The following is a 20204-nucleotide window of genomic DNA, read 5'->3' as shown; positions in this document are numbered from 1 at the left end:
ATACGGTTAAATATATTTTTTAAGTTCGGCGGGGAGGGTGTTCCCGCCGAAATATTATTGCTTATGCCTGGTGTAAAATAGTTAATACCGTGCGTAAATCATTTACCGAGATTTGCCCTGGTGCAGAGGCTTTTTTTACCGCACCAAAAGTTGCCGCCGAGCCAAATACTTCACCAGCCAGACGAGAAATTACGCCAGTTTTTGCCATCGACATCGTGATGATTGGACGATCGGCATACTGCTCCTGCATCTCCAGGGTCGCGGTAAGCAACGTCAGCACATCGCTGGTACTTTGCGGCATCAGCGCAATCTTAGGAATATCGGCGTCGAAGGACTGCATTTTGCGCAGACGGGCAATGATTTCTTCGGCTTCCGGCGTTTTATGGAAGTCATGGTTGGACATGACAACTTTCACATCATGCGCGTGGGCGTAGGCGACGGTTTCTTTAACCTGATCATCGCCGGTAAATAACTCCAGATCGATCATATCAACCAGGCCGCTGTCGATGGCTGCACGATTGAGAGCAATATAAGCCTCGGTGGAAATCGCCTGCTCGCCGCCTTCTTTGGCACTGCGGAAGGTAAACAGCAGCGGTTTTTCTGGCATGGTTTCACGGAGAATTTTTGCCGCCGCCATGACAGACTCCACATTGGAGAGGTCGGCAAAGTGGTCCACACGCCATTCCAGAATATCAAAGTCCGCTTCACGATAGGCGAGAGCTTCGGATTTCACGCGGGCGATATCTTTCGCCATCAGCGAGACGATGATTTTAGGTGCGCCCGTACCAATGACGAGATCTTTTACAGTTACGGTTTTCATTTTTTACCCTTTCTGCACGCGGTCAGCCTGTCAGGCACCGAACCCCATGACCTGTTTAACATATTCCAGAGGGAAATCTTTGCCAGTCCATAACGTGAACTGTTCAGCCCCTTGCCACAACAACATGCCGTATCCATCAATCGTTTTGCAACCAGCTTGTTGCGCCTGCTGCAATAACTTCGTCATATGCGGGTTATACACGCATTCAGTGACCAGCAGTCCCGGATGTAACAGACTGATATCATTAACTAATGATTCATTCTCAAGGGGTTTCATACCCACTTTTGTGCCATTGGTTAAAATGTCGGCGGAAGCCAGGGCTTCAGCAAAGGCTTGCTGATCGGCGAGATCGGTAACCGTGACGACACAATCGGTGTTTTCGTTAACCCGCTGCGCGAAGGCGAGGGCTTTATCGAAGAACTCATCCCGACGGTTAAAGAGTTTAATTTCTTTTAAACCTTCAATTGCCCCCTGCGCGCCAATCGCCGTTGAGGCACCTCCGGCCCCTAACAGCACCATTGTTTTGCCTTTGATATCAAAACCGCTCTCTTTAATGGCGCGAATATGGCCCGTGCCGTCGGTGTTATAGCCGCGCAGGTAGCCATCATCATTAACGATGGTGTTGATGGCACCCACCAGTTTGGCTGCTGGCGTTAATTCATCAACATATTCACACGCCAGTTGTTTGTTCGGCATTGATATACCAGTTCCGCGCATTTTGAGGGCTTTTAATCCTTCAATTGCTCCGGGAAAACTATCGTTATCCACTTCAAAGGCCATATAGGTAAATGGCAATCCCGCTTTTTCTAAGGCTTTATTCTGCATTTCAGGCGATAAACTGTGGCGGATAGGATAGGCCATCAGCCCAATCAATTCGTATTTTGCGGTAACATCCATAATTAACTCCTTTAACCTCTATGCTTAATTGTGTTTAACCGGGTGCTAAATTTACGCTCGCCAAACCGCACATCATTCTCAGGAATAATAAAAACGCGGTAATAGCGGATAAAAACAATAATTGCGGTAATCAGGGCCAGCAGCGCGAAAGTAAAATCGAGAACAATGATATATTGAAGGCCGATGTTCGACAGATAACCGGTAATCAGCGGAATAACAAAGTTAGCCAGTCCACCCATCATCATATAAATACTGGTGACTTTGGCTTTGCTTTTTGGGAAAAACTCTGACATGACCGAAACACCGAGCTGTAAAATGCCGCCAGCTGCTGAGAAACCGATAACAAAGGCGCCGGCATTACACACCAGTGGAGAAGGGTACAGGTAGATAATGGCTGCTGTTATTGTTGCCAGTGCAGAGTTAAATACATTAGCCCAGATGGGCCGGACCATTTTTTTCAGTAGTGCGGCAAAAATAAAGACACAGACCAACGAGCCCATACTGTAATAAGAGATGGTTTTTAATGCCTCAGCTTCTGACATACCAGCAAAAGCCATCGCATATTTGGGCATCCACACCACAATCACATAAAAGGTCGAGAATGCGGCTACACCGAACAGTACCGATGAAACACCTTCCAGCCAGACTAACGGTTTGCTGTTCATTTGCGGTAATTCATTAGCTACGCTGGCGTCCACCAACTGGCTGGGGAATTTGCTTTTCAACAGCATCAGCGTGATCAGTACAAACAGAATACCCGGAATAATCAGCCCATAGCCGTACCAGATATTATTGAGCAACATATAGCTCACCAGCATTGGGTAGAACATTTGCCCAAATGACACCATCGCTTTAACCAGTATGACCGCCGAACCAGAGGCTTTCGGAAAGCATTCCATGAGCGCGGGGTAGCCACCCGTATCCAGCGCTGAGTTAGCGATACCTACGCACACTGCCAGACCGTAGGCGAGAGTTAAATTCGGGCAAGCGGGAATACCAAAGAAGAATAGCAGATACATTATTACTGCCATTAATATCACCGCCGACGACCAAACTTATCGGAGATCACACCGAAGAATAAAATACTGATCAATCGCCCCAAACCAATACCGGAAATTAAGTAGGCAATGCCCGCGTTGTCAGTGGAAAACTTTTCCGCCAGAGATGACATGTTTTGGGCAAGCGTAATAACACTAATGCCGTGCAGGAAGTAGCTGAAGTAAATACAAAGAACAGCCAGGATAAATGGCGTGCTGAAAGCCTTATTTTGAGACATTTTCACAGCTCCTTGCTGAAAGATAATTTCGTTACCGTACGTATTGTTCTTCGACGGTTTACATAATTACTATACTGAAGATGATTTTCCCTGGGTACATGGCATAAAGTTTATGTTTCCAGGAATATTGCATGTCATAGTTTGTTTTTGATCGCGATTTTCCTTAGTTAGCGCAGAAAGAGTTATTTATCCGTAAGATCTTGCATGACCTGAAAAGAATATTGCATTACCCACCCGGAGCGACATTTTCCTTTAGCGAGTGATGCCGCGTTTTTTTGCGGCTGCGTAAGCCGATAAACAGTGCCAGTAAAAAACCGATGGCAGCGATGGCGGTATCGAACCACATAATATCGGCAATACTTCTTTGGGACAGATGAGCCGTAATCAACGGAATAGTAAAGGTCGCAATACTGCCCGCACTGTAATAGATCCCTGTAGCTTTACCTTTAGCGTAAGGGAAACGTTCAGCCATTAACGTCAGGCCAATTTGCACAACACCTCCAGCAGAGGTAAAACCAATGACAAAAGCAAATATTATCACCACATAAAATGTGGGATGCAGGCAGACGGTAAACAGAGCAATAAATGAGATAAAGGTGTACAGCATCAGTAATGTTGTTGGGCGAACGGTATTACGAATGAGTGGAGCGGTAATAAATACACAAAGCAGCGAACCCACGGTGTAGATACTGAGTAGTTTAATCGACATAGTGTATGACATGCCTGCAACAAATTGTCCGTACTGTGCCAGCCACTGGCTAACCAGATAAAACGTTGCCATTGAGATATAGCCATATAAGGTATAACTGGCTAAATCGATAATTGAACAGCGATGTTCCGTAGAGCTGGTGGTTTTCTTTATGACAGGTAAGCGATGACCCGGATGGGGTGGGAACGTACAACGGTATAAAAACAGAGCGTTAATAAACATAATGCCTGCAGCAATCATAAAGGACCAACCGAACCACAGTTCAGCCCACACTAACAGGCTAATGATTAGCGGTAATAAAAATTGTCCGCTGGAAACAAATGCTTTAATTAAAATATTGGCTGTCCCAGGTGAGCGTGGAAAAGCTTCCATCAAACTGGGATAAGTGCCTGCATCGAGAAAACTGTTTGCCATTCCTGCCAGAAAGCCAAAAACATAAGCGATAATGATGTTATTGGTGTGCAGGATGCCAAAAAAGAAGGCCATATAGCAGCACATCCCGAGCATGATAAAAGGGCGGCGACCAAAGCGATCGGATAATAATCCTGCAAAAAGCAAGACACTTAATCGACCAATGCCCAGCGATGAGATAACTATCGAGACACCCGCGGCATTAGTCTGCCAAAGTGTCTCCAGCGAGGCCATATTCAGGCTCATCAAAATGACGCCCATACCATGCACCAGGTAATTAAAATACAACCCAAGTGCGGTAGGGTAATAGGGATTTTTCATAGGTTCTACTTAGCAAAGGTGCTTTAAAAAGTGTAGCGATGTTGTGTCAGTATCCGTTCATTATTGTTGTAACAACGACAATTCCTTTTTGTGGAGAAATTAACAAAGCCGCTCCAGATCGTGTGCATATAATTCAGCGGCTACCGATTGATAGATCTTCCAGTCAATAAAATTGCCATCAGGGTAGACTTGTTGAAACGCGGTTAAGTCGGGGAAAAAACGCATGGTGTTGTTGCCGATGCGGTTATTTATTTTCTCTATGATGGCATGAAGATGTTTTTTTCGTTGCTGACGCATAGCCAACAGTTGCTCGACTACACGATCAGGAATGGCGCATTTGCCATTTTCCCACTGACGCCAGCTTTCACTGTCACCGGTCTGGGCAATCCAGGTCGCGCATTCATCAATAGTCATGGCAAAAATATGGCGAAGTGCCTGGAGTTCATAAGCGTTCATCGTGTAATGGCTGCATGAAATAAACAATAAAATATAAATAACATTATCAGCCTGCTGACGGCTTGAAGAGAGTCACAGTATCTTGTGCAACATTATTGGAAAGAGTGAGGGGCGAGGTAGCGAAGCGGAAAAATGTTAAAAAAAAGCCCATCGTGGGAGATGGGCAAAGACTACACACAGCAATTCGTTGTTTCACTCAGGGGATTTCCATGCTTATAAATCAATATGTTGATTTATAACCGTAAGCTAATAGTAGGCATACGGACTTTTTGCGTCGATCAGATTCGTCTCATTAGTTTAAAAACTGTAAAGAATTTGCGACAGGTACTACCAGCTGAATGGCGGTAAGCAGGAAAATATGGGGAAGAGCAAGCAAATATCAATTAGCGGGGGTTAACAATCAGGCGGCAGAGCCGCCTGATGAGAAATTACTTATTCGGTTTCTCGATTTCGCCAAGTTCTTCGAGAATTTCTTCCGGTTGGTCCGTCGGCGGCGGGACTTCTTCCACCCACGCGGCAAACAGACGCCAGGAAACGGCTAACAGAACCGGACCAATAAACAGACCGATCATCCCGAAAGCAATCAAACCACCAATAACACCAGAGAGGATCAGGATCAGCGGTAAATCGGCACCCATGCGAATTAACATTGGGCGGATGACGTTATCCAGCGTGCCAACCACACCGCTCCACACTAACAATACCGTTCCCCAGGTGGTATCGCCAGTCCAGTAGAGCCAGATAATCGCCGGAATCAGTACCGGCAACGGGCCAAGCTGGACAAGGCAGGAGAGGATCATTAACACCGTTAGCAACGTTGCATAAGGTACGCCGGATACGGCGAGGCCGATACCGCCAAGCACTGCCTGTACTAACGCCGTCACCACCACACCCAGCGCCACCGCGCGGATAGCCTGTGCCGCCAGCAGTACGGCGGCATCTCCGCGAACGCCTGCCAGACGGGTTGCAAAATGGCGAATGCCTTGTGCCACCTGTTCACCGCGCCAGTACAGCAGGGCACTGAAGAGAAGCATCAGCGCACAATGCACCATAAAGCGCCCGATATGCGCCGCCTGCCCAACGAACCAGGTGGTGGTGGTGCCAATATAAGGGCGGACTTTCGCCATGATCGCCGTCCCCCCCATATCCAGCAAGTTGTGCCAGCCTGCATACAGCTTCGCGCCAATCACCGGAATGGTATTAAGCCACGCCAGATCGGGTAACGTCATGTCGCCGCTGGAAATGGCTTTAATTAGCGGGCCGCTGCCGTCGACGATACTGTTAACCAGCAAAGCAATAGGGATGATAAACACCATCACTAATAACAGCGTCATCACCAGAACGGCGAGAGAGCGGCGGCCAAACATGATCTTTTGCAAACGTAACAATACCGGCCAGGTGGCGATAACCACCGTACCGGCCCATGCAAAGCCGAGAATAAAGGGTTGAACAATCCACAGACATGCCACAATCATGATGGCTAAAAACAGCACCGAAAGCAGAATTTGTGCGACATCCCTGGGCTGACGAACATTTACCATAACTACTTTTCACCTTTTTTGTGCGTCAAATCGTCGACGCGACGTGAACACGCGAAACTCACCTGCATAATGATGAGCAATTTCAGCGGTTTTTAACAGGCCGATTCTGCCCTTAATTCTGATGGGCGTGTTAGAAAAAAATGTGGTACAACAACTCAGGCAACACGCAAACGATTTACTCGTCGTATTTCAAGTTGCATGTGCTGCGGCTACGTTCGTTCACCCCAGTCACTTACTATTGTAAGCTCCTGGAGTTCACTCGCTTGCCGCCTTCCTGCAACTCGAAATCCATAGAGTAAATAAACATCACCTTTCAGTGCGCTATTGCAGCCGCCTGAAAGAATAGTGTATCGACCTACATCACAGACCGCAGGAAAGGGTCAATATAATGATTCCACAGATTTCCCAGGCACCCGGCGTCGTTCAACTGGTGCTTAATTTTTTGCAAGAGCTGGAGCAACAAGGTTTTACCGGCGATACGGCGACAAGTTATGCCGATCGTCTGACAATGTCGACCGACAACAGTATTTACCAACTTCTCCCCGATGCGGTGGTATTTCCGCGTTCAACCGCAGATGTGGCGCTGATCGCCCGTCTTGCCGCGCAGGAACGCTATTCATCGCTGATCTTTACCCCCCGCGGCGGCGGCACCGGCACTAACGGTCAGGCGCTCAACCAGGGGATTATTGTTGATATGTCCCGCCATATGAACCGCATCATCGAAATTAACCCTGAAGAGGGCTGGGTGCGCGTTGAGGCCGGGGTGATAAAAGATCAACTCAATCAGTACCTGAAACCGTTCGGCTACTTTTTTGCGCCGGAACTTTCGACCAGCAACCGGGCAACGCTCGGTGGGATGATCAATACCGATGCATCCGGTCAGGGATCGCTGGTCTATGGCAAAACGTCAGATCACGTACTTGGCGTACGCGCGGTGTTGTTGGGGGGCGATATTCTCGATACGCAACCTTTACCCGTCGAATTGGCGGAAACGCTGGGTAAATCCAATACCACAATCGGGCGAATTTATAACACGGTTTATCAACGTTGCCGTCAGCAACGCCAGTTAATTATCGACAACTTCCCCAAACTTAACCGCTTTCTTACCGGTTACGATCTGCGTCATGTCTTTAACGATGAGATGACCGAGTTCGACCTGACGCGCATTCTGACGGGTTCAGAAGGGACGCTGGCCTTTATTACCGAAGCGCGGCTGGATATTACGCCCTTGCCTAAAGTGCGCCGTCTGGTGAACGTCAAATATGACTCTTTTGACTCCGCGCTGCGTAACGCGCCGTTTATGGTTGAGGCGCGGGCGCTTTCGGTAGAGACGGTGGACTCAAAAGTGCTGAATCTGGCGCGGGAAGATATTGTCTGGCATTCCGTCAGCGAGTTGATTACCGATGTGCCTGACAAAGAGATGCTCGGGCTGAACATTGTGGAGTTTGCTGGTGATGATGAGGCGCTGATTGACGAGCGAGTTAATGCTCTCTGTGTGCGGCTTGATGAGCTGATTGCCAGCCAACAGGCAGGTGTGATTGGCTGGCAGGTGTGCCGCGAGCTGGCGGGTGTTGAACGTATCTATGCGATGCGTAAAAAAGCCGTTGGTCTGCTTGGCAATGCCAAAGGTGCCGCTAAGCCAATTCCGTTTGCTGAGGATACCTGCGTACCGCCGGAACATCTGGCCGATTATATTGCTGAATTTCGCGCGCTGCTCGACAGCCACGGCTTAAGCTACGGTATGTTCGGTCACGTCGACGCAGGTGTCTTGCACGTCCGTCCAGCGCTGGATATGTGCGATCCTCAACAAGAGATTTTGATGAAGCAAATCTCTGATGACGTAGTGGCGCTGACTGCGAAATACGGTGGTTTGTTGTGGGGCGAGCACGGCAAAGGTTTTCGCGCTGAATACAGCCCGGCGTTTTTCGGTGAGGAACTTTTTGCAGAACTGCGCAAAGTGAAAGCGGCATTTGACCCGCATAACCGACTCAACCCAGGGAAGATTTGCCCGCCAGAAGGTCTCGATGCGCCGATGATGAAAGTGGACGCGGTGAAGCGCGGTACATTCGATCGGCAGATCCCCATTGCGGTACGCCAGCAGTGGCGCGGTGCGATGGAGTGTAACGGCAACGGTTTATGCTTCAACTTTGATGCCAGTAGTCCGATGTGTCCGTCGATGAAGATCACCCAGAACCGGATTCATTCACCGAAAGGGCGCGCAACGCTGGTGCGTGAATGGCTGCGTTTGTTGGCGGATCGCGGCGTTGATCCACTCAAACTGGAACAAGAACTGCCTGAATCCGGCGTCAGTTTGCGGACGTTAATTGCCCGCACGCGCAATAGCTGGCATGCGAATAAAGGCGAATATGACTTCTCACACGAAGTCAAAGAGGCGATGTCGGGCTGTCTGGCCTGTAAAGCGTGTTCGACCCAGTGCCCCATCAAAATTGATGTGCCGGAGTTTCGCTCTCGTTTTCTGCAGCTCTATCACACCCGTTATTTACGCCCGCTGCGCGACCACCTCGTCGCTACGGTCGAGAGCTACGCGCCGCTGATGGCACGCGCGCCGAAAACCTTTAACTTCTTCATTAACCAGCCGCTGGTGCGCAAACTCTCGGAAAAACATATCGGCATGGTTGATTTGCCGCTGCTGTCGGTCCCCTCGCTACAACAACAAATGGTGGGGCATCGCTCGGCAAACATGACGCTGGAACAGCTTGAATCTCTCAATGCAGAGCAGAAAGCGCGCACAGTGTTGGTGGTGCAGGACCCCTTTACCAGCTATTACGATGCGCAAGTGGTGGCGGATTTTGTCCGTCTGGTCGAAAAATTAGGTTTCCAGCCTGTGTTACTGCCATTTTCGCCAAATGGCAAAGCCCAGCATATTAAAGGTTTTCTTAATCGTTTTGCGAAGACGGCGATAAAGACGGCGGATTTCCTCAACCGTATGGCGAAGCTGGGTATGCCAATGGTGGGCGTCGATCCGGCGCTGGTACTTTGTTATCGCGATGAATATAAACTGGCGCTGGGCGAGGAACGTGGCGAGTTTAACGTCTTACTGGCGAATGAATGGCTGGCAAGCGCACTTGAGTCACAGCCAGTGGCTACAGTCAGCGGTGAATCATGGTATTTCTTTGGTCACTGTACCGAAGTTACCGCCTTGCCGGGTGCGCCAGCACAATGGGCCGCGATATTTGCCCGTTTTGGCGCGAAACTGGAAAATGTCAGCGTGGGTTGCTGCGGCATGGCAGGGACTTACGGACATGAAGCGAAAAACCATAAAAATTCGCTCGGGATCTATGAGTTATCCTGGCATCAGGCTATGCAGCGACTGCCGCGTAACCGCTGTCTGGCGACCGGATATTCCTGCCGTAGCCAGGTAAAACGGGTTGAAGGCACGGGGGTACGCCATCCTGTGCAGGCTTTACTGGAGATTATTAAATGATATGGAAACGGAAAATCACCCTGGAAGCACTGAATGCTATGGGTGAAGGAAACATGGTGGGGTTCCTGGATATTCGCTTTGAACATATTGGTGATGACACCCTTGAAGCGACAATGCCAGTAGACTCGCGGACAAAGCAGCCTTTCGGGTTGCTGCATGGAGGAGCATCCGTGGTACTGGCCGAAAGTATCGGTTCCGTTGCCGGTTATTTATGTACCGAAGGTGAGCAAAAAGTGGTTGGTCTGGAAATCAATGCTAACCACGTCCGCTCGGCACGAGAAGGGCGGGTGCGCGGGGTATGCAAACCGTTGCATCTCGGTTCGCGTCACCAGGTCTGGCAGATTGAAATCTTCGATGAGAAAGGGCGTTTGTGCTGTTCGTCACGATTGACGACCGCCATTTTGTGACGTTGTCACCAGAAAAGTGTGACGCATATTGCCTTTGGTCATTATCTGCACAGTAAACGGTGGTATACTGTGCAGGTCTTGTCTAAAAGCGAGGATGCTATGTCTACTCAACTTGATCCCACCCAGCTGGCCATTGAATTTTTACGCCGTGACCAGAGCAATCTTTCACCTGCCCAATATCTCAAACGTCTGAAACAACTAGAACTTGAATTTGCTGACCTGCTTACTCTCTCTTCTGCTGAATTAAAAGAAGAAATCTACTTTGCCTGGCGTCTGGGCGTGCATTGATCCTGACTTAATGCCGCAAGTTCGCCAAATCGACCTGGATTAACCTCCGTCCAGGTTCGATGACCTTCTTAATACTGCTTATCTACCGCCTGATATTGTTCAAAAATAATACTAATCGCAGTTTGTGTTAAAACGGCGGGTTAGCTTTATGAGATTATTCTTATCGCCCCTTCAAGAGCTAAGCCACTGAGAGTGCCGGAGATAAGCGCCGGATGGGGTAGAAACCCTTAAGCCTGTGTTGCACAGACTTAAGGGTTTTCTTATTTCTGAACGCTGCACTTTTTTACCTATCTCTTAAATAGTCATTTTCAATACAACTTTTTCTTTTTCATCACAGCCTTAATGCTCCTTAGATAATAACCATTATCTAACAATGAGATACCTAATTCTTAGCGTGCCTGTTAACCCACACATCAGGGTCTATGCTTATTAAAAGCAGGCAAAAAGCATGTTTTACGGTAAAGCCCCTGCGTTTGCTGGGTTGTACTGATAATCATTATCACTAACATGCTGTTATACGCTGAAAGCGATGAAGTGAGGTAAATCGATGGACATGCATTCAGGAACCTTTAACCCACAAGATTTCGCCTGGCAAGGCTTAACGCTGACACCCGCAGCGGCGATACACATCCGTGAGCTGGTGGCAAAGCAGCCGGGTATGGTCGGCGTGCGCTTAGGCGTGAAGCAAACGGGCTGCGCGGGCTTTGGCTATGTGCTCGACAGTGTTAGCGAGCCGGACAAAGACGATCTGCTGTTTGAACACGACGGCGCGAAGCTGTTTGTCCCGCTGCAAGCGATGCCGTTTATTGATGGCACGGAAGTCGATTTCGTTCGTGAAGGACTTAATCAGATATTCAAATTTCACAACCCTAAAGCCCAGAATGAATGTGGCTGTGGCGAAAGCTTTGGGGTATAGGCGGTACTATGTCTCGTAATACTGAAGCAACTGACGATGTCAAAACCTGGACCGGCGGCCCGCTGAATTATAAAGAAGGATTCTTCACCCAGTTAGCCACCGATGAGCTGGCAAAGGGGATAAACGAAGAGGTGGTGCGCGCAATTTCGGCGAAGCGTAATGAGCCGGAGTGGATGCTGAAGTTTCGTCTAAACGCCTATCGCGCATGGCTGGAGATGGAAGAACCGCACTGGTTGAAAGCGCACTACGACAAGCTGAATTATCAGGATTACAGCTACTACTCAGCACCATCGTGCGGTAATTGTGACGACACTTGCGCGTCTGAACCTGGCGCGAACGCCTTTTTAAGTAAAGAGGTGGAGGCGGCGTTTGAGCAGTTGGGCGTTCCCGTGCGGGAAGGCAAAGAGGTGGCGGTGGATGCCATTTTCGACTCAGTTTCGGTTGCCACTACTTATCGCGAAAAACTGGCGGAGCAGGGAATTATTTTCTGTTCCTTTGGTGAGGCGATCCACGATCACCCGGAACTGGTGCGTAAATATCTCGGCACCGTGGTGCCGGGGAATGACAACTTCTTTGCCGCGCTTAATGCGGCGGTAGCCTCTGACGGTACGTTTATTTATGTGCCTAAAGGCGTGCGCTGCCCGATGGAACTTTCCACCTATTTTCGCATTAACGCGGAAAAAACCGGGCAGTTTGAGCGCACCATTCTGGTGGCCGACGAAGACAGCTACGTCAGCTACATTGAAGGCTGTTCCGCTCCGGTGCGTGACAGCTATCAGTTACACGCGGCAGTGGTGGAAGTCATCATCCATAAAAACGCCGAGGTGAAATATTCCACGGTACAAAACTGGTTCCCTGGCGATAACAACACCGGCGGTATTCTCAACTTCGTCACCAAGCGTGCTTTGTGCGAAGGCGAAAACAGCAAAATGTCATGGACGCAATCAGAAACCGGGTCCGCGATTACGTGGAAATATCCCAGCTGCATTTTGCGCGGCGATAACTCCATTGGTGAGTTTTACTCAGTGGCGCTGACCAGCGGTCATCAGCAAGCGGATACCGGCACCAAGATGATCCACATCGGTAAAAACACCAAATCGACCATTATCTCGAAAGGGATCTCTGCCGGACATAGTCAGAACAGTTATCGCGGCTTAGTGAAAATCATGCCGACGGCAACCAATGCGCGCAATTTCACTCAGTGCGACTCAATGCTGATTGGCGCTAATTGTGGGGCGCATACCTTCCCGTATGTCGAATGTCGCAATAACAGCGCACAACTGGAGCACGAGGCAACGACATCACGTATTGGTGAAGATCAACTGTTTTACTGCCTGCAACGCGGGATCAGCGAAGAAGACGCCATCTCGATGATTGTTAACGGTTTCTGCAAAGACGTGTTCTCAGAACTGCCGCTGGAATTTGCCGTTGAAGCACAAAAACTCCTCGCCATCAGTCTTGAACACAGCGTCGGATAAGGAATAAACATGTTAAGTATTAAAGATTTACACGTCAGCGTGGAAGATAAAGCTATCCTGCGTGGATTAAGCCTCGACGTTCGTCCCGGCGAAGTTCACGCCATTATGGGGCCAAACGGTTCGGGCAAAAGTACCTTATCGGCAACGCTTGCCGGGCGAGAAGATTATGAAGTGACGGGCGGCACGGTTGAGTTCAAAGGCAAAGATTTGCTTGCGCTGTCGCCGGAAGATCGTGCAGGCGAAGGCATCTTTATGGCCTTCCAGTATCCGGTGGAGATTCCCGGCGTCAGTAACCAGTTTTTCCTGCAAACGGCACTTAATGCGGTGCGCAGCTATCGCAGCCAGGAAACGCTCGACCGCTTTGATTTTCAGGATTTGATGGAAGAGAAAATCGCTCTCCTGAAGATGCCGGAAGATTTATTAACCCGTTCGGTAAACGTTGGTTTTTCCGGCGGCGAGAAAAAGCGCAACGATATTTTGCAAATGGCGGTGCTGGAACCGGAGTTATGCATTCTTGATGAGTCGGACTCCGGGCTGGATATTGACGCATTAAAAGTGGTCGCCGATGGCGTGAACTCGCTGCGTGATGGCAAGCGCTCATTCATCATTGTTACGCACTACCAACGCATTCTCGACTACATCAAGCCTGATTACGTTCATGTGCTATATCAGGGACGAATTGTGAAATCCGGCGATTTCACGTTGGTCAAACAACTGGAGGAGCAGGGTTATGGCTGGCTTACCGAACAGCAGTAACGCGCTGCAACAGTGGCATCACTTGTTTGAAGCTGAAGGGACAAAACGCTCCCCGCAAGCACAGCAGCATTTACAACAATTGCTGCGTACCGGACTGCCGACACGTAAACATGAAAACTGGAAATATACGCCGCTGGAAGGGCTGACCAATAGCCAGTTTGTCAGCATTGCGGGGGAGATATCCCCACAGCAGCGTGATGCCTTAGCGTTAACGTTAGACGCTGTGCGGCTGGTATTTGTCGATGGACGTTACGTGTCAGCACTGAGCGATGCGACTGAAGGCAGCGGGTATGAAGTGAGCATTAACGACGACCGTCAGGGGGTACCCGACGCTATTCAGGCGGAAGTGTTTCTGCATTTGACGGAAAGCCTGGCACAAAGCGTGACGCATATCGCCGTGAAGCGCGGTCAACGGCCGGCAAAGCCATTGCTGTTAATGCATATTACCCAGGGCGTGGCAGGTGAAGAGGTCAACACTGCCCATTACCGACATCATCTGGATCTGGCGGAAGGTGCCGAAGCAACGGTGATCGAACATTTTGTCAGCCTTAATGATGCTCGTCACTTCACCGGCGCACGGTTCACTATCAATGTCGCAGCGAACGCCCACTTGCAGCATATCAAGCTGGCGTTTGAAAACCCGGTCAGTCACCACTTTGCCCATAACGATTTGTTGCTGGCTGACGATGCCACCGCATTTAGCCATAGTTTCCTGCTGGGTGGCGCAGTGTTACGACACAACACCAGTACGCAACTCAATGGCGAAAACAGCACGCTGCGGATCAATAGCCTGGCGATGCCGGTGAAAAACGAGGTGTGTGATACCCGTACCTGGCTGGAACACAATAAAGGTTTTTGTAACAGCCGACAGTTGCACAAAACTATCGTCAGCGACAAAGGCCGCGCGGTATTTAACGGTTTGATCAACGTCGCGCAGCACGCCATCAAAACGGATGGTCAGATGACCAACAATAATCTGCTGATGGGCAAACTGGCGGAAGTGGATACAAAACCGCAGCTGGAAATCTATGCAGATGATGTGAAATGCAGCCACGGCGCGACGGTGGGGCGTATTGATGATGAACAGATGTTCTATCTGCGCTCGCGCGGGATCAATCAGCAGGATGCCCAGCAGATGATCATTTACGCCTTTGCTGCCGAACTGACGGAAGCACTGCGTGATGAGGGGCTTAAACAGCAGGTGCTGGCCCGAATCGGTCAACGGCTGCCAGGAGGTGCAAGATGACTTTTTCCGTCGACAAAGTGCGGGCCGACTTTCCGGTGCTTTCGCGTGAGGTAAACGGTTTGCCGCTGGCTTATCTCGACAGCGCCGCCAGTGCACAGAAACCGAGCCAGGTGATTGACGCCGAGGCCGAGTTTTATCGTCATGGCTACGCGGCGGTGCATCGCGGTATTCATACCTTAAGCGCTCAGGCGACCGAGAAAATGGAGAACGTGCGCAAGCGGGCATCGCTGTTTATTAATGCCCGTTCGGCGGAAGAGCTGGTGTTCGTCCGCGGCACGACGGAAGGGATCAATCTGGTCGCCAATAGCTGGGGCAACAGCAATGTGCGGGCGGGCGATAACATCATCATCAGTCAGATGGAGCACCACGCTAACATTGTTCCCTGGCAGATGCTTTGCGCACGCGTTGGCGCAGAGCTGCGTGTGATCCCGCTCAATCCCGACGGTACGTTGCAACTGGAGACGCTGCCTACGCTGTTTGATGAGAAAACTCGCCTGCTGGCAATTACTCATGTCTCCAACGTGCTTGGCACAGAAAATCCACTGGCGGAAATGATCACGCTTGCGCACCAGCATGGCGCAAAAGTGCTGGTGGATGGCGCTCAGGCGGTGATGCATCATCCGGTGGATGTTCAGGCGCTGGATTGCGACTTTTACGTGTTCTCCGGGCATAAACTGTATGGCCCCACCGGAATTGGCATTCTTTATGTGAAAGAAGCCTTGTTGCAGGAGATGCCGCCGTGGGAAGGGGGCGGTTCTATGATCGCCACCGTCAGCCTGAGTGAAGGCACAACCTGGACCAAAGCACCTTGGCGGTTTGAAGCCGGTACACCCAATACCGGGGGCATCATTGGTCTTGGCGCGGCGCTGGAGTATGTTTCGGCGCTGGGGCTTAATAACATAGCCGAGTATGAACAGAATCTGATGCACTACGCGCTATCACAGCTGGAATCTGTACCGGATCTCACTCTCTATGGTCCGCAGAACAGGCTTGGCGTTATTGCTTTTAATCTTGGTAAACACCACGCCTATGATGTTGGCAGTTTTCTCGATAACTACGGCATTGCTGTGCGTACCGGACATCACTGCGCTATGCCATTAATGGCCTATTACAACGTCCCTGCTATGTGTCGGGCGTCGCTGGCCATGTATAACACCCATGAAGAAGTGGATCGTCTGGTGACCGGACTGCAACGTATTCACCGTCTGCTGGGATAACAGGGAGGCACTATGGCTTTATTGCCGGATAAAGAAAAATTGCTGCGTAATTTTTTACGCTGCGCCAATTGGGAAGAGAAATATCTCTACATTATTGAGCTGGGCCAGCGTCTGCCAGAATTACGCGACGAAGACCGAAGCCCACAAAATAGCATTCAGGGCTGCCAGAGTCAGGTGTGGATTGTCATGCGCCAGAATGCGCAGGGAATTATTGAATTGCAGGGCGACAGCGATGCGGCGATTGTGAAAGGGCTTATTGCGGTCGTATTTATTCTCTACGATCAGATGACGCCGCAGGATATTGTCAATTTCGATGTGCGTCCGTGGTTTGAAAAAATGGCGCTCACCCAACATCTCACCCCATCTCGTTCACAAGGTCTGGAAGCGATGATTCGCGCAATTCGCGCCAAAGCCGCTGCACTTAGCTAAACTAAAGGGACAGCTTTCATCCGGTTGGCTCACATTGCCGGATGGTCAATGTTTACACTGACCTGCACAGGAGTGTTTTGGTTTCAGGTGAACATAAGCGCCATCCGACGTTTCAGCGTGAGTCTCCGGCAAATACAGGAGGTTTACAATGAAACGCGCGTCTTTGCTTACACTCACGCTTATCGGCGCTTTTAGCGCCATCCAGGCTGCCTGGGCGGTTGATTATCCGCTACCACCAACCGGAAGCCGACTGGTTGGGCAAAATCAAACGTATACGGTGCAAGAAGGGGATAAAAACCTTCAGGCTATTGCCCGACGTTTTGATACTGCGGCAATGTTGATCCTTGAAGCCAATAACACTATCGCCCCGGTGCCAAAACCTGGTACGACGATAACTATTCCTTCACAACTGTTATTACCTGATGCACCGCGTCAGGGGATTATCGTTAACCTTGCAGAGCTGCGCCTTTATTATTATCCGCCGGGAGAAAATATTGTGCAGGTTTATCCAATAGGTATTGGATTGCAGGGGCTGGAAACGCCGGTGATGGAAACGCGTGTTGGGCAGAAAATCCCTAACCCAACCTGGACGCCTACGGCAGGCATTCGTCAACGTTCGCTGGAGCGTGGCATTAAATTACCGCCAGTCGTTCCTGCCGGACCAAATAACCCGCTAGGACGTTACGCACTGCGCCTCGCGCATGGTAATGGCGAATACCTCATTCATGGTACCAGTGCGCCGGACAGCGTCGGTTTGCGCGTCAGTTCAGGGTGTATTCGCATGAATGCACCGGATATTAAAGCCTTGTTCTCCAGCGTGCGGACGGGAACGCCGGTGAAAGTGATCAACGAACCGGTGAAATATTCCGTGGAACCTAACGGGATGCGTTATGTTGAAGTACATCGACCACTATCAGCAGAAGAACAGCAAAACGTTCAGACAATGCCATACACACTGCCAGCAGGCTTTACGCAATTTAAAGACAATAAGGCTGTAGATCAGAAGTTAGTCGATAAAGCGTTGTATCGTCGGGCAGGGTATCCGGTTTCGGTGAGCAGTGGAGCAACTCCCGCAGCCAGCAATGCGCCTTCAGTAGAGTCAGCGCAGAATGGTGAACCAGAGCAAGGGAATATGTTACGCGCGACGCAGTAGCGGTAAACGGCAGACAAAAAAAATGGCGCACAATGTGCGCCATTTTTCACTTCACAGGTACTATTACTTGCGGTATTTAGTAGCCATGTTGTCCAGACGCTGGTTAGCACGAGCTGCGTCATCTTTAGCAGCCTGAACGTCGGAACGCATTGCGTTCACGTCGTTGCTCAGCTGGTCAACTTTAGCGTTCAGAGTCTGAACGTCAGAAGACAGCTGATCGATTTTAGCGTTGCTGGAGCAACCTGCCAGCAGAGTAGAACCCAGGATTACCGCGCCCAGTACCAGTTTAGTAGCTTTCATTATTAATACCCTCTAGATTGAGTTAATCTCCATGTAGCGTTACAAGTATTACACAAAGTTTTTTATGTTGAGAATATTTTTTTGATGGGAAGGCACTTATTTTTGATCGTTCGCTCAAAGAAGCATCGAACGCTGGGTTTTAGATAAAAAAATTGAGAGAAAACAGGATGCTTCCATCGGATTCATCTTAGATAAAGTGAGATTATATAGTGAAATCCGATTTGATTTTTTATTGCTTCTGGTTATCGATTAAATAAAAAAAGCGCCCATCAGGGCGCTTCGATATACAAATTAATTCACAAAAGCAATATTACAGGACGTGAACAGATGCGGTGTTAGTAGTGCCGCTCGGTACCAGTGCACCAGAAACCATAACTACAACGTCACCTTTGTGTGCCAGACCGCTCTGCAGAGCCAGTTCTTTACCCAGACGGTAGAAATCATCAGTAGAAGTGATCTCTTTAACCAGCTGCGGCACAACGCCTTTGCTCAGTACCAACTGATGAGCCGTTTTTTCGTTGGTGGTCAGTGCCAGGATGGTGGCATCCGGGAAGTATTTACGTACTGCGCGAGCAGATTTACCGCCCTGAGTAGCAACCACGATCAGCGGAGCATCCAGTTTTTCAGCAGTTTCAACGGCACCACGGCATACCGCTTCGGTAATGCGCAGTTTACGGTTGTCATTGTTGAACTCGAGACGGCTGTTCATCACGCGGTCGGTACGTTCGCAAATGGTCGCCATGATAGAAACCGCTTCCAGCGGGTATTTACCTTTTGCGGATTCACCAGACAGCATCACTGCATCAGTACCGTCGAGGATGGCGTTTGCAACGTCACCGGCTTCTGCGCGAGTCGGGCGTGGGTTTTTGATCATGGAATCCAGCATCTGGGTCGCAGTGATAACGACTTTACGTGCACGGATACATTTTTCGATCATCATCTTCTGGGCGAAGATAACTTCTTCTACCGGGATTTCTACACCCAGGTCGCCACGCGCAACCATGATGCCGTCAGAGGCTTCGAGGATTTCGTCGAAGTTGTTGAGGCCTTCCTGGTTTTCGATTTTGGAGATGATGTGGATGTTTTCGCCGCCGTGCGCTTTCAGGTGCTCACGGATTTCGATAACGTCAGAACGCTTACGAATAAAGGAAGCAGCAACAAAGTCTACGCCTTGTTCGCAACCAAAGATCAGGTCCTGTTTGTCTTTTTCAGCCAGTGCTGGCAGAGCAATGGAAACGCCAGGCAGGTTCACACCTTTGTTTTCGCCCAGGTCACCGTTGTTCAGCACTTTACAGATAACTTTGTTACCTTCAATGGCGGTAACTTCCATACCGATCAGACCATCGTCAACCAGTACGGTGTTGCCAACTGACAGGTCAGTAGTGAAACCTTCATACGTTACCGCAACCATTTCGCTGTTGCCGATAACAGATTTATCAGTGGTGAAAGTAAAGGTCTGACCAGCTTTCAGAGAAACGTCGTTACCGCCTTCCAGTTTCATGGTGCGGATTTCCGGACCTTTGGTATCAAGCAGGATAGCGGCGGTTTTACCAGTTTTGCTCATCACGTTGCGCAGATTCTGAATGCGCTGACCGTGTTCTGCATAGTCACCATGAGAGAAGTTCAGACGCATAACGTTCATGCCAGCGTCCAGCATTTTAGCTAACATCTCTTCAGATTCGGTTTTCGGTCCGATGGTGCAAACAATTTTGGTCTTTTTCATGACAGTCTTAGTCTTTAAGTTGAGAAGGATGGGAGAAATTTGCTTTCTGGGCGCACTGCCGGAAAGCGAATCCGGTATTACGAAAGTGGTGGTGCCTCGCTCTAAGGATAGGTGACATCGAAAAAGCGTGCAGAGGAATGTGTGCTTGTGTCTCAGCCCAACGTGAGTGCCTGTTTTTGAGTCGTTGAGTTCTACAGTCCAAAGTGCTGAAACCATTCAAGAGTCAATTGGCGCGCATTATACGCTGAAATTAATCCAAAAGGAAAACAAAAACAGCGTTTCAAAAAATATACAACTTGTTAGACAATAAATTGTTATCAAAGATTTAACGTTCCAGGGAAAAGGTTACGCAAAAACTTCACTGTTTGCGCAACGTCTGGTGCCGAAGTTGTCAGTGTGAGGATAAGTGAAAGTT

At 49.6% G+C, this 20204-nt stretch carries 18 protein-coding genes, 1 other RNA gene and 1 pseudogene; 10 read left to right on the top strand and 10 right to left on the bottom strand.

Annotated features, from left to right (window positions below):
* Positions 1 to 61: 61 nt before the first annotated feature.
* The 7 genes and pseudogenes from aroD to ydiK all read right to left on the bottom strand — a co-directional run bounded on the left by aroD (position 62) and on the right by ydiK (position 6431).
* Positions 62 to 820, bottom strand: coding sequence for a type I 3-dehydroquinate dehydratase (aroD, locus tag E0D98_RS12380; protein ID WP_000860182.1), 759 nt, complete (start codon positions 818 to 820; stop codon positions 62 to 64).
* A gap of 30 nt (positions 821 to 850) precedes the next feature.
* A complete protein-coding gene (gene ydiB / locus E0D98_RS12375) occupies positions 851 to 1717 on the bottom strand; it encodes a quinate/shikimate dehydrogenase (RefSeq protein ID WP_000383460.1) in 867 nt (288 codons plus the stop codon).
* An 11-nt stretch (positions 1718 to 1728) separates the two neighbouring features.
* Positions 1729 to 2993 (bottom strand): annotated as a pseudogene (locus E0D98_RS12370) (MFS transporter).
* 226 nt (positions 2994 to 3219) lie between these two features.
* Positions 3220 to 4434 carry an MFS transporter gene (locus E0D98_RS12365; RefSeq protein WP_000795570.1) on the bottom strand — a complete coding sequence of 405 codons (1215 nt, stop codon included), beginning with the start codon at positions 4432 to 4434 and terminating at the stop codon, positions 3220 to 3222.
* Positions 4435 to 4533: 99 nt separating this feature from the next.
* Entirely contained in the window at positions 4534 to 4890 is a 357-nt protein-coding gene (locus tag E0D98_RS12360) for a YdiL family protein (RefSeq protein ID WP_001299124.1), read from the bottom strand.
* Between the two features lie 135 nt (positions 4891 to 5025).
* An RNA gene (gene rprA / locus E0D98_RS12355) (antisense sRNA RprA) lies at positions 5026 to 5133 on the bottom strand.
* 185 nt (positions 5134 to 5318) lie between these two features.
* A complete protein-coding gene (gene ydiK, locus E0D98_RS12350; protein ID WP_000248636.1) occupies positions 5319 to 6431 on the bottom strand; it encodes an AI-2E family transporter YdiK in 1113 nt (370 codons plus the stop codon).
* A gap of 388 nt (positions 6432 to 6819) precedes the next feature.
* On the opposite strand from ydiK, the gene E0D98_RS12345 reads away from it, so the two are divergent.
* The 10 genes from E0D98_RS12345 (at position 6820) to ldtE (ending at position 17766) form a co-directional block, all read left to right on the top strand.
* Positions 6820 to 9876 carry an FAD-binding and (Fe-S)-binding domain-containing protein gene (locus E0D98_RS12345; RefSeq protein WP_131890668.1) on the top strand — a complete coding sequence of 1019 codons (3057 nt, stop codon included), beginning with the start codon at positions 6820 to 6822 and terminating at the stop codon, positions 9874 to 9876.
* Positions 9873 to 10283 (top strand): 1,4-dihydroxy-2-naphthoyl-CoA hydrolase, encoded by a 411-nt coding sequence (menI, locus tag E0D98_RS12340; protein ID WP_000637982.1) that lies wholly within the window; start codon positions 9873 to 9875, stop codon positions 10281 to 10283. Before E0D98_RS12345 ends, menI begins: the two co-directional genes overlap by 4 nt.
* A 99-nt stretch (positions 10284 to 10382) precedes the next feature.
* Positions 10383 to 10571, top strand: coding sequence for a YdiH family protein (locus E0D98_RS12335; protein ID WP_001296104.1), 189 nt, complete (start codon positions 10383 to 10385; stop codon positions 10569 to 10571).
* A gap of 547 nt (positions 10572 to 11118) precedes the next feature.
* On the top strand, positions 11119 to 11487 hold the full coding sequence (gene sufA, locus E0D98_RS12330) for a Fe-S cluster assembly scaffold SufA (RefSeq protein ID WP_000367160.1): 369 nt from the start codon (positions 11119 to 11121) through the stop codon (positions 11485 to 11487).
* Between the two features lie 8 nt (positions 11488 to 11495).
* Complete coding sequence (gene sufB, locus E0D98_RS12325) at positions 11496 to 12965, top strand: Fe-S cluster assembly protein SufB (protein ID WP_050877025.1); 1470 nt, start codon at positions 11496 to 11498, stop codon at positions 12963 to 12965.
* Between the two features lie 9 nt (positions 12966 to 12974).
* Positions 12975 to 13721, top strand: coding sequence for a Fe-S cluster assembly ATPase SufC (gene sufC / locus E0D98_RS12320; protein WP_000948878.1), 747 nt, complete (start codon positions 12975 to 12977; stop codon positions 13719 to 13721).
* The gene (gene sufD, locus E0D98_RS12315; protein WP_000908012.1) at positions 13696 to 14967 is read left to right on the top strand and encodes a Fe-S cluster assembly protein SufD; all 1272 of its coding nucleotides are present in this window, start codon (positions 13696 to 13698) and stop codon (positions 14965 to 14967) included. Before sufC ends, sufD begins: the two co-directional genes overlap by 26 nt.
* The gene (gene sufS / locus E0D98_RS12310) at positions 14964 to 16184 is read left to right on the top strand and encodes a cysteine desulfurase SufS (RefSeq protein ID WP_000144575.1); all 1221 of its coding nucleotides are present in this window, start codon (positions 14964 to 14966) and stop codon (positions 16182 to 16184) included. The genes sufD and sufS overlap by 4 nt, the downstream gene beginning before the upstream one ends.
* A 12-nt stretch (positions 16185 to 16196) precedes the next feature.
* On the top strand, positions 16197 to 16613 hold the full coding sequence (sufE, locus tag E0D98_RS12305; protein ID WP_001196530.1) for a cysteine desulfuration protein SufE: 417 nt from the start codon (positions 16197 to 16199) through the stop codon (positions 16611 to 16613).
* Between the two features lie 148 nt (positions 16614 to 16761).
* On the top strand, positions 16762 to 17766 hold the full coding sequence (gene ldtE, locus E0D98_RS12300) for a L,D-transpeptidase LdtE (protein WP_000817104.1): 1005 nt from the start codon (positions 16762 to 16764) through the stop codon (positions 17764 to 17766).
* Between the two features lie 63 nt (positions 17767 to 17829).
* Here the strand turns inward: ldtE and lpp are convergent, their stop codons facing one another.
* The 3 genes from lpp to E0D98_RS28445 form a co-directional block, all read right to left on the bottom strand.
* Entirely contained in the window at positions 17830 to 18066 is a 237-nt protein-coding gene (gene lpp / locus E0D98_RS12295; RefSeq protein ID WP_000648420.1) for a murein lipoprotein Lpp, read from the bottom strand.
* A gap of 310 nt (positions 18067 to 18376) precedes the next feature.
* Positions 18377 to 19789 carry a pyruvate kinase PykF gene (gene pykF, locus E0D98_RS12290; RefSeq protein ID WP_001295403.1) on the bottom strand — a complete coding sequence of 471 codons (1413 nt, stop codon included), beginning with the start codon at positions 19787 to 19789 and terminating at the stop codon, positions 18377 to 18379.
* A 7-nt stretch (positions 19790 to 19796) separates the two neighbouring features.
* Positions 19797 to 19991 carry a hypothetical protein gene (locus tag E0D98_RS28445; RefSeq protein ID WP_244469583.1) on the bottom strand — a complete coding sequence of 65 codons (195 nt, stop codon included), beginning with the start codon at positions 19989 to 19991 and terminating at the stop codon, positions 19797 to 19799.
* Positions 19992 to 20204 lie beyond the last annotated feature (213 nt).

Origin of the sequence: Escherichia sp. KCJ4928, assembly GCF_004352695.1 — a bacterium.
Classification (GTDB): domain Bacteria; phylum Pseudomonadota; class Gammaproteobacteria; order Enterobacterales; family Enterobacteriaceae; genus ECMA0423.
Note: the sequence above shows the minus strand (reverse complement) of the source record. Positions and strands in the feature narration are given on the sequence as shown.